Here is a 15,589-nt window from a genome sequence, read left to right as displayed (position 1 = left end):
TCAAGAACGAGTGCCTAGCACAATTGAATCAATTTTTCCAATCGATGATCCTACAAAAGAAGGAATAATTCGATCCCACTTCCAACTTCATTCATTGTAAGGAGCTCTTGGCTTAATGGCGGAATATGAGGATAAGAACTCATCAGCTATTTCTTAGCTGCTGCGAGAGGCCATCCTGCCAAACAAATGCGATTTGAGTCAAAAAGGGTCAAGTAAGGGGCTAGTATGAGTCCCCTACTTGACCTTTTTTATCGTTGCAACCTTAGCAACCCCGTTAGGCAAACCAACCTAAGCTTCATATTAGACAGACTTTAATATCAAGTTTTCGCTATTCTACACCAAATGGCAGGCGACATAATGATCTCCGCCTACGTTGCGGAATACCGGCACCTGCTCACGGCAGATATCTGTGGCAAACGGGCAGCGCGTATGGAACTTGCAGCCTGATGGAGGATTCGCCGGGTTCGGGATATCTCCGCTCAGGACGATCCGTTCCTTCTGATCCTTCCGCTTCTTCTTCGGAATCGGAATGGGGACCGCAGATAGCAGCGCCTTCGTATATGGATGCAGCGGATTGCGGAACAGCTCATCTCGACTGGCTGTCTCCATCATCGTTCCGAGATACATCACCCCAATGCGCGTGCACAAGTGCTCAACAACGCTTAGATCATGAGATATGAACAGATACGTCAAGCCACGGCTGACCTGCAATTTTCGGAACAAATTAATAATTTGAGCTTGGATGGATACATCGAGTGCAGACACTGGCTCGTCGGCAATGATCAGATCCGGATTCAGCACAAGCGCTCTCGCGATCCCAATTCGCTGACGCTGACCACCTGAGAACTCATGCGGAAAACGGTCATAATGGTAGCTGGATAGTCCACACGCATCCATCACCTCCAGAACCAACGCCCTCGCCTCAGCCTTGTTCGCAAGTCCATGGTTGATCAAGGCTTCACCGATCGCATCACCAACCCGTACTCTGGGATTCAAAGAACTATACGGATCTTGGAAGATCAATTGAAGCTTCGGTCGCAGCTTGCGCAGCTCCTTTTCCGACAATTGATGAAGATCGATGCCCTTGAACTTGACTTCTCCGGACGTCTTATCGGCCAGCCGAACGATCGTCTTTCCAACTGTGCTCTTGCCGCTGCCGGATTCACCTACTAACCCGAACGTTTCCCCTTCCTTCAGTGTAATGCTGATGTCATCCACAGCCTTTACATGTCCAACTGTGCGGTTGAATAAGCCCGACGTAATTGGGAAATACGTCTTCAAATGATTGACTTCCAGCAAGGCCTCAGTCATGTTGGGTCCCCTCCTCATACAGCCAGCAGGCTACCCGCTGTCTGCCTTCAAGTCCTTTAAGCTGAGGCAGCTTTGTTTTACAGATTGGCAGGCAATGCTCGCATCGATCGTGAAAATAACAGGACTCCTTCAAATCCAGCGGGTTAGGCACTTGTCCTGGAATCGAATACAGTTCTTCCTGCCGATCACCAATGATTGGCTTCGAGCGAAGCAAGCCTTGCGTGTACGGATGCTTCGGACTGTCGAACAGCTTTACAACCTCGCCTTCCTCTACAATCTTGCCCGAGTACATCACGATGACGTAATCCGCAATCTCGGCTACCACTCCAAGATCGTGGGTAATCAGCAGCATCGACATATTGGCTTCCTGCTTGATACGGTCGAGCATATCCAGAATCTGTGCTTGAATCGTGACATCAAGCGCAGTTGTCGGCTCATCCGCAATCAAGAGCTTGGGCTTGCAGGAGATCGCCATGGCAATCATCACGCGCTGAAGCATTCCTCCACTTAGCTGATGCGGATAGCTCTCTGCAATCTGTGCCGGACGAGAGATTCCGACTAGCTCGATCAGCTCAATGGCGCGCTTTTTCGCTTCTTTTTTAGTTAACCCCTGATGCGTCATCAGCGGCTCCATAATCTGCTTGCCGATCGGAATTACCGGATTCAAGGAGCTCATCGGCTCCTGAAAGATCATCGCAATATCGTTGCCTCGAATCGACCGCAGCTCCTGCTTAGACAGATTCAGCAGCTGCTTGCCATCAAAGAGAATCTGCCCCTCCACGATCTTGCCTACAGGCTCTTCAATGAGTCCCATAATCGAGAGAGCCGTTACGCTCTTGCCGCTGCCCGATTCGCCAACGATGCATACTGTCTCGCCTTCGCGGATGCGGAGGCTAATATCATTTACGGCCTTAACCGCTCCTTCACTGGTATAGAAATATGTGCACAGGTGGTCAATTTCCATTACATTTTTCATGTGATGTCATTCCCTTACTTCTTCTGTTTTGGGTCAAGCACATCTCGTAATCCATCGCCAAAAATGTTGATCGCAATAACTGTCGTAAAGATAGCTGCACCAGGCGGAATCCAAAGCCACGGATGCTGCTCAAAATCGATCAGGTTGTTCGCAGAATCAATCATATTGCCCCACGTCGGCGTTGGCGGCATGACGCCAAGCCCGAAGAAGCTAAGCACCGATTCGTAAAGAATGGAGCCGCCAATATTCAAGGTTGCTACTACAATCAATAGTGGAATGATATTCGGCAGCATATGATTGAACAGTTTTCGACGATCATCAAGGCCAAGCACGATGGCAGCCTGCATGAACTCCCGCTCCCGGACGCTAAGCATCTGGCTTCGCACAAGGCGCGCGAGCCCCGGCCAGCCGACAAAGCTCAGCATCAGCATGACGATATACATGCGGTATTCCGTCGGCACCTTCCACTCGGAGAGCAAGGCTCCTAGAATAAAGAGGATCGGCAGGCTTGGAATCGTAAGCAGCAAATCCGCAACACGCATGATCACTTGGTCGACGATCCCTCGGTAATAGCCTGCAATGGCTCCTAGGATGGAGCCGATCAGCACCGAAATGCACATGGAGGCAAAGCCTACCGTCAGCGAGATTCTCCCAGCCTGCAAGAGCCTTGTCATAATATCTCGTCCTAACAGATCGGTACCGAGCCAATGCTTCCAGGAAGGCGCACTATACATATTGGCCGTATCGATCTTCCCATCTGCATATGGGGAGAAGAGCGGGCCGATAAAGCAAATGAGAAACATAAATATGATAAATCCTAAGCCAGACATGGCGAGCTTGTTTTTACGAAGCCGAAGCATCGCTTGCCGCCATAAGGAGGAGCGAACTGGGACAGCTTGACTGCGCTTTAGCTCTACTGCTCCTCCAGAGATGGATGCCATGGTGAATCCCCCTTCACATTTTCCCGTTCAATGATTGTAAATGCTTGAACCGTAAGCAGTTTAGTTCCTCGTTAGGATCAGCACTTAGAGCTTCATTATGTGGATCAACTAGAGCTTAATCCGTGGATCCGCTACGCGGTACAAGATATCCGAGACCAGTGTCCCAATGACGGTCAGGATAGCGATAAACATCGTAAAGCCCATCAAGAGCGGATAATCTCTTACCGTAAAGGACTGCATATATAATTGGCCGATTCCCGGCCAGTTGAAGATCTTCTCTATGATCAGCGAACCTCCGAATAATCCGGGGAGCTCAAATCCGACAAGAGTAATGGCAGGCAGAAGTGCATTGCGCAAGGCATGACGGTACAAGATAACCCGTTCCTTCAAGCCCTTGGCACGTGCTGTGCGGATGTAGTCCTGACGAATCACATCAAGCATATTGCTGCGGAAGTAGCGGGTTAATGAGCCTACACCGAGCAATGTCATGACGACGACAGGAAGTATCATATGATCCAGCACTTCACGGATATAAGCCATCCCTGTAGCATTGCTGCCTGTTGTGGTCATTCCGCCTGGAGGCAGCCACTTCAGATCAACGGCCAGCACTTTAATCAAGAATAAGCCGATAAAGAAGGAAGGGATCGACATCGCTGCGAATATGAAAATCATGACCAATGTGTCAAAGATTGAATACTGCTTATACGCGGAAATGACCCCGATAATGACTGCAATCAGCCAGGTAAAGAAGGTCGACACGATCGCAAGCAAAAACGAGTTCCAGACATACTCATTAAATAGCGTGATAACCGGCTTCTGCTGTGCAAGCGAGAACCCGAAATTGCCATGCAGCGCCTGATTCATCCACGTCCCGTATCGCTCAAGAAGCGGCTTATTCAGCCCAAAGATCTCGCGAAGCTCCGCCTTTCGCTCAGCAGACAGACGCAGATTCCCCGATACGAAGTCGCCTGGCATCAGCGCATACAGCGCAAAAATGAACAAGGAGGCCGCTGCAAGAATCAGAACCATATACAACAATCTTCGAAGTAAATAGCTACTCATAATAGGCTCCTTTGCAAGGGATAAGGCCCTTAGCCTGCGTCGAGGAACGATGCAGCAGACCAAGGGCGGGATTCCATTATTTTAATTCCCAATTGTGAATATTCGCGGAAATGCCGCGGAATGGACTCACTGTCAGATTCTCGATGCGGCCGTTGAAGGCATACAGCGATTTTTTGTAGCTTGTAAAAATATACGGCAGATCATCATTAATGACTTGATACAGCTCTTTATAAATGGCTTTTCGCTCTTCGATGTCGCTCGTCGCAAGTCCCTTCTCATACAGTTCTTTCACCTTTGGATTGTCATAGCCTTTGACCTCTCCATTCACGAAAGCCACGACCCCATCAGAAGGGTCCGTAAGGATTGGCGTAGAGAACGACACAAGATCAAAGTCTCCACTTTCAAACTTCGCAATTTGCGCATTGAAATCGGCAAATTGTTCAGCTTCAAGCTTCACGCCGATGGCAGCATAGTTTTCCTTTGCCACTGCGATAAACACGTCTGTCGCTTTGCTCTTTGAGCCAATAAAGTGTAGGGAAAGCTTCTGACCGTCCTTCTCACGGATACCATCTGCTCCCTTTACCCAACCAGCGTCTTCAAGCAATTGGTTCGCTTTTTCCGGATCATAGTCATAGGTGTTGATTCCTTCTTCGGTATAAGACCAAGACACGGGAGATGCTGGGATGTTGGCAATCTGTGCGGCACCTTGGTTCGTATCCACATAGATCGTCTTGCGATCCAGACCATAGGTTAATGCTTGTCGAACAGCCTTATCTTTAAGAGGAGCATGCTCGAGGTTGAATTGAATGTAGCCATAGTTGTTCGCGGTATAAGGAAGCAGATCTAGGAATCCGAGGCCTGTTAGCTTATCAATGTTCTCCTTCGTAGCTGAAAAGCCGCCGAAATCTTGCTCGCCTGTCTCGATAAATTGCAGGGTATCGCCTTCTGTCGTCTTATAGATAAAATGCTCCACCTTCGGCTTGCCCTGATAGTAGTACTCGTTTGCTATAAAGCGCACCTCTTGGCCTGGAAGGAATTTCTCCAGCCTATACGGGCCTGTGCCGATAGGGTTCTCATGCAGTTTCTTTATGTAGTCAAGCTCGCCAAATGCATAATCCTTGCCATAGTATGCTTTGGACAAAACCTCTCCTCCGAGTGTAGTCAAAGCGGTAGCATTCGGCTTCTCAAGCGTTACAGATATCGTTTGCGGATCGATGACCTTTATCCCTTCAATGCTTTCTGCTTTCCCTTCTTTATAAGCTTGGCCGCCCTTGATATGGAGCTCAGGAATCAAAGAGCCTCCGTCGTACACCTTGTCGTGAAGCAGCGTCCAAGTAAAGGCAACATCATCTGCTGTCAATGGAGAACCATCACTGAATTTAAGCTCCTTGCGCAAATGATAGGTATACGTCAGTTGATCATCGGACACCTCCCATTTCTCTGCGAGGTCAGGAACCGGCAGCCCTTTGTCGTCTACCGTAACAAGCGAAGCATATAGAATCGAGGATACGTTGCCATCATATCCGCTTTGTTGGAAATAGGGAGTGAATGCTCCGCTCGGGTCCGTCAGCCCTACTATGATGGTATCCGTCCGCTTCTTGGCTTGTTCCGGCAGCTTCGAGATATCGCTAGCAGGCTGAAGCTGCGTTAGGGCTTGTTGAGCTGCATTATTCTCTTGAGCAGAGCCAGCTTCGCTGCTATTAGATGCACTCGTTCCGGGGTTAGCGGTAGACTCATTGCTGCTTGAGCATGCAGCTAAGAGCAAACTCCCCGCCATCGTTAAAGATAAGACCGACAGTAATAATTTCTTGTTCATACATGACCCTCCCATAGTGTCCTGTTCTACATTATCCATTATTCCTATGCGCTAAGTAGGATTATGGTGTTTTTGATTATAAACCCCTTCCAAATATTTGTAAACCATATTTTTAAAGACGTTATTTTTGACCTTAAAACTTTGTCTCACTATGAAAGTAAGAGCTCGATTTATTTAACCAACGGTAGTATTTGATGCAAGTTTTTCCGCTTTTTTGCTTGAGAATGACTGATCTTACACTCATAATGAGTGGTACTCCTCCCATTCGGATCCTAAATTGTACGAATCAAAATTCATGATAAAGATCGGTCTATTGACAGAGTAATTAGGATACGGTGATAGTCTGCTAGACTCTCCATATGTCGACTTTTCAAATCTGATACAGCCCGTTAGATATGAAAAAGAGGTGTCCCCTGCCACTCTCATTGGCTTATGGGACACCTCATGATTAGAATTTATCATTATAACAAGCGAAGCTCCTTCGCTCTCGTAATCGCTTGGACGCGATTCTTCGCTTCAAGCTTCTGATACAAGTGATGAATATAGCGCTTCACGGTACCTTCTGATAAATATAAGCTTCTCGCAATTTCATCGTTGGAATATCCGTTAGCGATGAACCTCAACATTTCATGCTCTCGCGGTGTCAGCGACACTTCCGACTTGACTTCCCGACGATATTGTTCTTCTTCAACCGCCCCACTGCTGCTTGTTTGGGATATATTCAGCAACTGACGTGCGTAAGCCAATCCTGATGCAGCCAACAGCTCAAGGATAGGCTCTCCTTCATCAAGGAATATCCGAATATAGCCTTCCGGCTCAGCAAGCTTGCACGCCTCTTCTAGCGACTTGGCCGCACTTAATCCTTTTCCGGAAAGATGATACGATAACGCAAGCAAAAGCTGAATCTCGATCCGGCTCCCCAAACGATGCTTGGATCTGGCCTCTCTGTCGAGTTGTTTTAACAATCGAATGGCTTGGTCCGCATGCTGCTGGTTGATCAGGATTCGTACGACGGTCAGCTTCTCATATTCCCTTGCCGCATGAGCTGTGTCCGTCGCCTGAAGATGGCGCCTTTTCATCCATTCCTCACCAGCAGCAACATAGCCTTGTGCGAGACACATTTGTACCATACGAGCTTCCAGCATGAGCAGCCAATGCTTGGACGGATAAGCCTCAATCTCGTGGATTGTCTGTTGAATCAGCTTTTTGGCCTCATCCCATTCTCCTTTGGCTTGATAAATTTTGGACTGTAAAATGACGCTTGGAATAACGAGTCCCAGCACCTGCGGCGTGATACGAATCGTCGATACCTGCTCCAACGTACTCTCTGCTTCGTCCAATCGGTTCCATTCATAATACAGATCCGCAAGGAATACAAATCCATGCCCCTGCAAAGCATAATGGACAGCCTGTCTCCTTTGCTCTGACTCCGATACTTTTAACGACAAGTAAGCCATCTTGCTCAATCTTCCGCCAAATCCGATCGGACCTCGATACAACAGCGCTTCACTGAGATTAACAACCTTTACGATAGACGCGAACTTCTTTAAGCCTTCCATATGGGTATCAATCAGTTCAATAAACGTATCGATATCACCTTGGTAATAAGCGATGGAGGCACGAAACATCCCCATTCGCAGCATATTCTCAACTTTCTTAGCGTCAGAGTCAACTGCTCCCATCCCATCATCGGCTTCAATCCATTGCAGCGCATGCCTTAGGAGCTCGTTAGTCTCCGCAATACGTCCTTGAAACGCCATGGTGCCTGCCAGAAAATAAAACAGATCATGATGTGCCACGATATTATTCGGAGGAAGTTCGGCCAGCCATTTCAACAGCATGGATTCATCTCCACTGCTAATAATAGCTCCTAGATTCCGCTCCATGTATTCGGCTGCAGCAGCATGATCGCCTGCTTCCAATGCGTGGTGAATCGCTTTCATGAATTGTCCGTTTCGATCCAACCAACGGTGTGCTCGCTGATGAAGATCCTTTAACTCGATCGGACTCAACTTTTGGATCAGTCGTTCTCTAAGCATCGTACTGAATAAATGGTGGTAGCGATACCATGATCGCGTATCATCCATCGGTGTCAGAAACATAAGACTGCGCTCTAGGGTTGTTAGCAGACTTGACGAATCATCACGTTCTGTGACTGCATCTGCAAGCGAGGCGCACATGCTGTCCAAAATGGAGGTTCGCAGCAAGAACAACTGTATTTCATCCGATTGGCGCGATAGCACTTCATCCATTAAATAATCAAAAATATAGCGGTTGCTGCCGGAAAATGACTCGATACGTGACGAAACGTCACTTTTTCCCTCTATATATAGAAACGCGAGCGCCAGCCCAGCTGCCCACCCTTCCGTCTTCTGCTGCAATAACGCAAGATCGTTCGCTGTTAGCGATAGATGAGGAGATTTCTGTTGAAGCTTATGAACTTCTTCCAATGTAAATCGAAGCTCGGCTGCATTCATTTCGCTTAACAGTTTAGAAACTCGAAATCGAGATAATGTCAAAGGGGGAATGACGCGACTAAGCAGAACAATCCGTATATGTGCTGGCAGATGCTCAATGACAAATGAAAGACTGCGATGCACGGCACGGTTTGTTATTTCATGATAATCATCTAGCACCACCACACAAGGTTCTGTAATCTGGGCAAGCTCTTGCAGGAAAAATGAAAGGACGGCCTCTCCCGAATAACTTTGGAAAGAACGCAATATCGGCACCATTTTCGAAGCAAACTCAGGAATATGCTTCTCAATTGCATAGCTTAGTTCACTCCAAAACCTTATAAACTCATTACTGCCTGCATCCAAGGACACCCAAGCAGCCTTTCGATTGCGAATGTGAAGCCACCGGCTTACCAGCGTTGTTTTTCCAAACCCTGCTGGGGCCGTTACAAGTGTAATAGGATGTTGAACATGGTTATCAAGCTGAGTCATTAAACGTGACCGGATAATGTCATGCTTGGTTTGTGGAGGAATCGAGATTTTCGAGGCTAGGACACTGCCTCCTGAAGCATATTGTGAATGTTCATCCCATTGAAAACTTATTCTCATTGTATTTACGCTCCTGTCAATACAACTTACGTTGCTTGTATGCCCTTTTCCGTTAAGATATGTTGATCATAATCGATACTTTCATCGTATCCATTATGTGGATATATTTCAACATTGGAAAGGGGAGTTTTAGAGTGGGAATTCAAGTGAGCATTCATGCAGGGCATGATAAGGAATCATCGACTATCACCGCAGCAGGAATCATGCTGCACATTATTACTGATAAAGAAAGAAGTACATTTGGAATTGACGACAATGCTCTGAAACAGGCTGTTGAAACCTACTTCGGACAAAGGCCGACCGATGCGTATCTCCACAGTCCTACTCCTTGGGGAGATCTCTATCAAAGTTATAACTGGTCGCAGGTACAAACTGTTCTAAACGTTAAAAACGCCACGATTCTAGAGATTACGTCGGAGCCAACCATAATTGCCACTAAGTCATTTACCAATAATAGCGATAAACCGGCTACCTTCATTGCCAGCATCACTGATGAGGTGTCGAATACTTCCACGAGCAGTTGGTCACAAACAGATACGGTTTCTTTTGAGCAAAGCGTCAGCTATGAGATAAGCTTCTTAGGTACAGGTGCAGGAGGAGAGACAACCTTGTCCTACAGCCATGAGTGGGGACGTGAGGATTCAGAGAGCAAGACCGTAACTGTCGGTTCCGAAAGCGGCGTCTCGGTTGATCTTGGCCCAAACGAGTCGGTTGAGGTTCAGCTGAGTGCTAGCCGTGGAGTCATGAAAGCGGTCATTGAGTATGAAGCCACTCTAACTGGTGTGACGGCGCTTAATTACGAGTCGAAGTATAAGGATCATCATTTCTGGGGTTTAGATATTCATAATGTTATGCGAGCAGCAGGCATACCGTTGACTCAGACTTTTACCGAAACAATCGAGATCGGTTATTATGATTCTTCTAAAATTGTGCTCATCGGACCGACAGACGGCCAAAAGGTATCGTTTTCCTTGCCTCATCCATTAGCTGTTCCTTCGTGAACCATCGCTTTAGCTGAATTTTGAAGCGAAATACCGTAATCATCCTTTCTATAAACGTTCTCTTGTTCATCACATCGTCTATCCTTCAAAAAGAAAGCCCTAATGTCTAGAGTTGACATTAGGGCTTTCCAATTTTACATCCCATCACTGATATTGACCTTATCCATAAATAACATAGCCTATCGTCTCTAAATGCAGTCATCTTTAATACGGATGTATCTCATTGCTGGGATATCAATGATTTGATCATACGTTGTAGGTAACAACATTGCCGCAGAAGCCACACGTCTTCGTTTCCTGTGGAGCAATCTGAATAGCCGCGCCGCAGCCTGGACAATATTTGACCGTTGGCTTTGGAGGGGACGATGCAGACTTTCCTTTAGGTTCGCTTGCAGCGGCAGGCCGTTTCCCACTAGATTGACTTTCCATTTTATTAAAAATGGAATCGACCAACTCTCTCGTACGCTCCCCAATCTCTTCAAGTTCCTCATTGGTAAACTCCATGGGTCCTGCATATGTTGTTTTGGTAGAGGTTGTCGTATAAGTCTTCACGCCATTGGCTGAGGCATACGGTCGAGAAGGCGATGATCCTCTCGAATGCTGCCTTGTAAACTCCGTCAGCGTCCATGTCGACGTGTTAAGCACAAGGCCTGGGAACAGCCCAATCGAGGCCAAGTACTTTACATCCTCTGACATCCTATGCACAGGTCTTCCCGTTACTTGCACAAGATCGGTCACTTTACGAACGCCATGCCGATTCACCTGTTCTTCGATCACATAATAATTTGCATCCAGTTTCTTCTGCATCATCTTAGACCACAGATACATCCAGCCCGCACCAAGAAGCAAAAAGAGGCTTAGCACAGTCAAGGGAACCACGTAGCTTGCGTCCACATCTGAACGAGCAAGAATCAAGATGAGAAAGAGACCGCCTACGAGCAGCATATGACCCGCCATACGTATATCCCTGACGCGCATAAAGCTTTTATCTCTATGCTTCGAAAACCGAATGATCCACAGCAAAATAGCTAATGGAAAAAAGAAGATAACCAAAATAATAAGAGCAGCTCCAGGTATCGCCGGCGTTGTGAATTCATTCGTTCCTTTTCTCCATCTATTTGCTTGCTCCAGCGCAATATTTGTCTGATGGTTCATGGAAGGTAATTCTCTCCTTTCCGTTTACGTGCACGCCTATGAATAAGAGACGACATTGCCGCAGAACTCACACTGCTTCTTCTCCCCGACGGAGAGCGTGACAGCCGCCCCGCAGCCCGGACAATCTACAGTCTTTGCAGAGCCCTGGCCTGCAGTATGCGCCTTTGCTGCGGCGCTCTCTTGAGCAGATGATGCGGAAGTCTGACTTGTCTCCGATGCAGGCCGGAAGCTGCTGTTTCCAACGAGTGTTAACGTTGCCGGGTCCCATGTATGGTGAGGAAAGTAGCCAATTGCCGATAGATACTTCATATCCTCCCGTACTTCCTTTTCCCTTCTCTGGCTAAAAAGAGCTAGCTCCGCCAAAGCAACGACCCGCTTCTCGCTCGCAAGCTTTCCGTAAGTCATATAGTCCTTCTGAACCAGCTTATTCTTCCCACTGGCGACGAAATAGCAGATGAGAGCAGGAATGATGAATATGAAAGCTACAATCATAGATGCACTTCTTGCCCCTTCAGGATCAGGGTTTACAGATCCTGAATCCCCAATAAGGAACAACAATATGAACCATATTCCAGTAAAAATAAAACCATGTCCCGCAAGACGCAAATCATTCGCATGCCAGTAGCGCTTGCTCCAATGCTTAAAGCACCGTATGAATAACAATATAAAACCTATTGGGAAAAACAGCGCCATTCCAAGCAATACAAGCCAACCACTAATGGCAGGTCTGATCCCTGCTTGCTTTAATGCCTGCTGCTGATCCTTTCTAAGAGATGTCGGCTGACCCATGTTGTTCATCGTTTCATCCTTTCTTTAGCAACTTCATGCTTAGTGAATCTGAATATTGCTGCGATTTCTTAGTTCCAGCTCATCCTCAATAGCCCCGATGAGAGAACGAATCTCAGTGGAATCACAACCGGCGGGGGTTCGAAGAAACATCGACACGCCATTCTCAAGCTCCTGCAGCTTCTCCATGATCAAATAATCCGTGTTATACAATTCCTCCGATACAACCGGATCGCTGTATTTCACTTTTTCCTGCAAGCGACCAATCTCTTTCGCTAATAGAGCAGCTTCCTCGGCGGTTCCTCTTGCCAGCTGCTGCTTAAGAACCGCAAGCTTAATATCCATGCGCTGCAGCACGCGCCGTTCAGAAGAAGCCTGCTCCTCCTGCTGCCCTGCATATTTTGAGAACCAATATCCAAGTGTGAGCACGATCGCCGCAAGAAGCAGTACAGCAAGATGGCTGTACACGTAATGAGTCGTCGATGCACGGAATAACAAGCTTACCACAAGCACTAGTCCGACCACTGCAATAAAGTAAAGGATACTAACTGTGACAAACACGCTCTGACTAGGAAGCTGCTTTAGCGCCTTCTTCTTATTCATGCTGTAGTACAGCGCTGTGAAGTAGATTCCCGTTTCCCCAGCTATAAGGAAAAGCAGGCTAACCAACCAATGCCCAGAAGGGAATAACCCTCTCGTCCAAAGCATAATGAGAACCGTAAGCGCTAAGGACAAACCATACAGTACCGTTGATATTTTTAGATTCAGTCGAATGTTCCCCATAACGTCCTCCTTAAGTCGTCAATGCTTGTCCACATTCAAAGCAGAACTTCTGTCCAGGCTGTACCGTCGTGCTGCATGATGGGCAGGTAAGCTGCGTACTCGTACCACAGTTCATACAGAACTTGGCACCCGGAGCTAGCGCAGTCTGGCATTTACGGCAAACCGTCGATTGCTGAGCCTTTAACGGGGAGTGACAGGTTGCGCACTGTACTGCATCCTTCGAATTATCTGCTCCACATGTCGGACATGGAATATAGGCATCTCCACAATGCGGGCAGAATTTTGCTCCCTGAGGAATGGAATTTCGGCATTTATTGCAAATCGTCGCAGGTGCAGATTGAAAGCTAGGTGCATGGCCTTGCTTTAACTGCAAACCGCAGGAGGAGCAGAATGGCGAAGCTGCATGGTTCATGGACCCGCATTTTGGACAGCTTGAATAGGACGTTGTAGTCGAATAGGAATGACTGTTGCTAGAGCTCGGCATCTTCGTGTTCGGGAAGACATTCTGAAACATATTCGACATCGATTGTCCAAAGCCCATACCAAGACTCGCACCCATCCCCAGGCCCATCCCCGCGTTCATCATATCGCTGCCGCCTCCGCCCATGTTTTTCGCGGCATTGTCAAGCGTATCGAAGGATCGCTCCTGCTGATAATCGTATCCAAGAATGTCCATTTCCGCTCGCTTAGACAGCGCTTCCTTGAGCCTTGATGTTGCTGCATCATCACTTGGCGTATTAATCGATTCCACATAGAAATTCAGGAGCCGTATGCCGTAATCAGCAAAAATAGGTGCAAGACGCTCGGTGATATGCTTCGAGATTTCTCCGACATAGGCGTTAATTTCAAGGACACTCACCTTTTTCTGCGTAACGTATGTCGTGATCAGTTCATGAATGTTCATCATCAGCACGCCGCGGAAGTAAGTCGTAAGGGTGGTTTTATCGAACACAGGCAGCGTTCCGTTCAGCTTGATCAAGAACTTTCTCGGCTCCTCGATCTCTATGCCGAATTGACCATAGGAACGCACCGGAAGCATGATATTGTATTTGGGATCCTGCAGCGTTATCGGCGATGGCGTTCCCCACTTGATGTTGAGTGAGCTCACCTTATTGATATACCAGACCTCAGCTGAAAACGGCGATTTATTCCCGAACGGGATATTGATTACAGATTGCAGCAAAGGAATATTCTGCGTGCTTAGCGTATGTCTTCCTGGACCAAATCGATCCAGCGCCTGTCCCCCCTTGAACAGGATCGCCTCTTGGGACTCGTTAACGATAAGCTGAGTCCAAGTAGCCAGTTCTTGATTCGGGTATCTCCATGCAAATACGTCTGGAGAACCATCATATTTGATGACTTCAATAATAGCCATTCCGTACTCTCCTCTCCCCTCGAATGACGCATATTAAACGTAATCTATGAATATTTCATACGTCTGATCGTCTGATTTGATTTAATATTGTATATATGTACATGCATTCATTATAAATGCAGGTCCGTATCGTTCCTATACCTTTCTCTATCTTTTCAATGATTCTCTTATCCTTGTTCAGGTATAAAGAACGAGTCAAAAAAGACCCTACACATTCATCGTGCCGAACGTCAGCACTCCGAATGAATAGAGTCTTTATCACGCAATATGTTAACAGCTTTCAGGATTCATCGTTCGGAAGCGCGCCTGCTTGGCTATCTTAGCCTATCCTGCACACCGCTCCCTATGATGGATGTCATAGGGAACCCTATGACACGCTCGTCGCATTCTTTTTAAAATGAGAGGGTGTAACGCCTGTCTGGCGCTTGAATACCCTTGAGAAGTAAGGAACATCGTTAAACCCGACGGCAAAGCATATATCCGTTATGGACATATCCGTCCCCATCAGAAGAGCCGCGGCCTTATGGACACGCAGATTAATGAGATAATCATTATAGGTTTGCCCTGTAAATCGCTTGAACAAAGCGCAAAAATAAGTCTTCGATATGCTGAACTTCCGGCATAAGCGCTCGAGGCGAAGTTCCTCATGATAATGTTCATTGATAAACGCAATCGCACTCATCATAAGATCACGGAACTTTTCAAGCCGCTCATCTTCTTCATTCGTTTGACCGGATTGCTTCTGCTTCTCTTGAATCAGAATCGCCATCACTTTTAGAAGGTTGGCTTTCAAGAAGAGCTCATAATGGCGCTTGCCAAGCTGGAACTGCCCAAGCATCTCTTCTAGCAGCTTCAATACCTCAAGCTCTGTCTCACCGGACAAAGCAATCTTGGTAGACGTATGTTCTCCCTCCTCGTTAAGAAAAGGGGCCAGATATCCCGCATCTACACTTTGATGCTCTGAAGATCTCGTTTCATACTGCTCGTCTACAAATTGCGGGAGAAACTCACAGCCAATGATATCGATATCCTGACCAGGCATCATATCCACGCGATGCACCGTATGCGGCGGCGCAACAAAGAGATTGCCCTTCATCATCCGATAAGACTGTCCATTGATCTTATGGATCATTTCTCCCTTTACTACATACCATAGCTGGATATAATCATGCTTGTGGTCGCGAGTGCTTCCACCTGCTCGATCCCAGCGATACACTTTAAAGGGCAGCGATGAGCCTATCTCGTCCTCAGCACGGTAGAAGATCACATCCTCCGATGTCTTCTGTTGTCTTATTGGGGTTTCCGGAGTCGACAAGTT

The 15,589-nt window shown here is 47.2% G+C and carries 13 protein-coding genes (1 of these 13 cut by a window edge); 2 read left to right on the top strand and 11 right to left on the bottom strand.

Annotated features, from left to right (window positions below):
* Positions 1 to 68: the final stretch of a M50 family metallopeptidase gene (locus I2H74_RS19465; protein WP_195575902.1), read on the top strand. The gene continues 685 nt to the left of window position 1, outside the view; only the last 68 of its 753 coding nucleotides appear in the window; its start codon lies off the left edge, out of view; its stop codon occupies positions 66 to 68.
* A 265-nt stretch (positions 69 to 333) separates the two neighbouring features.
* Here I2H74_RS19465 and I2H74_RS19460 read toward each other — a convergent pair whose 3' ends face one another.
* The 6 genes from I2H74_RS19460 to I2H74_RS19435 form a co-directional block, all read right to left on the bottom strand.
* The gene (locus I2H74_RS19460; protein WP_195575901.1) at positions 334 to 1,311 is read right to left on the bottom strand and encodes an ABC transporter ATP-binding protein; all 978 of its coding nucleotides are present in this window, start codon (positions 1,309 to 1,311) and stop codon (positions 334 to 336) included.
* Positions 1,304 to 2,287: an ABC transporter ATP-binding protein gene (locus I2H74_RS19455; protein WP_195575900.1), complete on the bottom strand. Its 984-nt coding sequence runs from the start codon at positions 2,285 to 2,287 to the stop codon at positions 1,304 to 1,306. The genes I2H74_RS19460 and I2H74_RS19455 overlap by 8 nt, the downstream gene beginning before the upstream one ends.
* Positions 2,288 to 2,301: 14 nt before the next feature.
* Positions 2,302 to 3,228 (bottom strand): oligopeptide ABC transporter permease, encoded by a 927-nt coding sequence (gene opp4C, locus I2H74_RS19450; protein ID WP_195575899.1) that lies wholly within the window; start codon positions 3,226 to 3,228, stop codon positions 2,302 to 2,304.
* Between the two features lie 108 nt (positions 3,229 to 3,336).
* Positions 3,337 to 4,290 (bottom strand): ABC transporter permease, encoded by a 954-nt coding sequence (locus I2H74_RS19445; RefSeq protein ID WP_195575898.1) that lies wholly within the window; start codon positions 4,288 to 4,290, stop codon positions 3,337 to 3,339.
* Positions 4,291 to 4,366: 76 nt separating this feature from the next.
* Complete coding sequence (locus I2H74_RS19440) at positions 4,367 to 6,106, bottom strand: ABC transporter substrate-binding protein (RefSeq protein WP_195575897.1); 1,740 nt, start codon at positions 6,104 to 6,106, stop codon at positions 4,367 to 4,369.
* A 461-nt stretch (positions 6,107 to 6,567) separates the two neighbouring features.
* Positions 6,568 to 9,171, bottom strand: a complete 2,604-nt coding sequence (locus I2H74_RS19435; RefSeq protein ID WP_195575896.1) for a LuxR C-terminal-related transcriptional regulator — start codon at positions 9,169 to 9,171, stop codon at positions 6,568 to 6,570.
* Positions 9,172 to 9,305: 134 nt separating this feature from the next.
* Between I2H74_RS19435 and I2H74_RS19430 the strand changes: the two genes are divergently transcribed.
* The gene (locus I2H74_RS19430; RefSeq protein ID WP_195575895.1) at positions 9,306 to 10,172 is read left to right on the top strand and encodes a follicular epithelium yolk protein subunit; all 867 of its coding nucleotides are present in this window, start codon (positions 9,306 to 9,308) and stop codon (positions 10,170 to 10,172) included.
* Positions 10,173 to 10,418: 246 nt separating this feature from the next.
* Here the strand turns inward: I2H74_RS19430 and I2H74_RS19425 are convergent, their stop codons facing one another.
* The 5 genes from I2H74_RS19425 to I2H74_RS19405 all read right to left on the bottom strand — a co-directional run bounded on the left by I2H74_RS19425 (position 10,419) and on the right by I2H74_RS19405 (position 15,586).
* Positions 10,419 to 11,327 carry a hypothetical protein gene (locus I2H74_RS19425; protein ID WP_195575894.1) on the bottom strand — a complete coding sequence of 303 codons (909 nt, stop codon included), beginning with the start codon at positions 11,325 to 11,327 and terminating at the stop codon, positions 10,419 to 10,421.
* Between the two features lie 36 nt (positions 11,328 to 11,363).
* A complete protein-coding gene (locus tag I2H74_RS19420; protein ID WP_195575893.1) occupies positions 11,364 to 12,125 on the bottom strand; it encodes a hypothetical protein in 762 nt (253 codons plus the stop codon).
* Between the two features lie 30 nt (positions 12,126 to 12,155).
* Positions 12,156 to 12,896 (bottom strand): hypothetical protein, encoded by a 741-nt coding sequence (locus I2H74_RS19415; RefSeq protein WP_195575892.1) that lies wholly within the window; start codon positions 12,894 to 12,896, stop codon positions 12,156 to 12,158.
* A 10-nt stretch (positions 12,897 to 12,906) separates the two neighbouring features.
* On the bottom strand, positions 12,907 to 14,271 hold the full coding sequence (locus tag I2H74_RS19410) for an SPFH domain-containing protein (RefSeq protein ID WP_195575891.1): 1,365 nt from the start codon (positions 14,269 to 14,271) through the stop codon (positions 12,907 to 12,909).
* Positions 14,272 to 14,638: 367 nt separating this feature from the next.
* Positions 14,639 to 15,586 (bottom strand): AraC family transcriptional regulator, encoded by a 948-nt coding sequence (locus tag I2H74_RS19405; protein WP_195575890.1) that lies wholly within the window; start codon positions 15,584 to 15,586, stop codon positions 14,639 to 14,641.
* Positions 15,587 to 15,589 lie beyond the last annotated feature (3 nt).

It is taken from the genome of Paenibacillus sp. 1001270B_150601_E10, from assembly GCF_015558675.1.
In the GTDB taxonomy this organism is placed as follows: Bacteria; Bacillota; Bacilli; order Paenibacillales; family Paenibacillaceae; genus Paenibacillus_B.
Note: the sequence above shows the minus strand (reverse complement) of the source record. Positions and strands in the feature narration are given on the sequence as shown.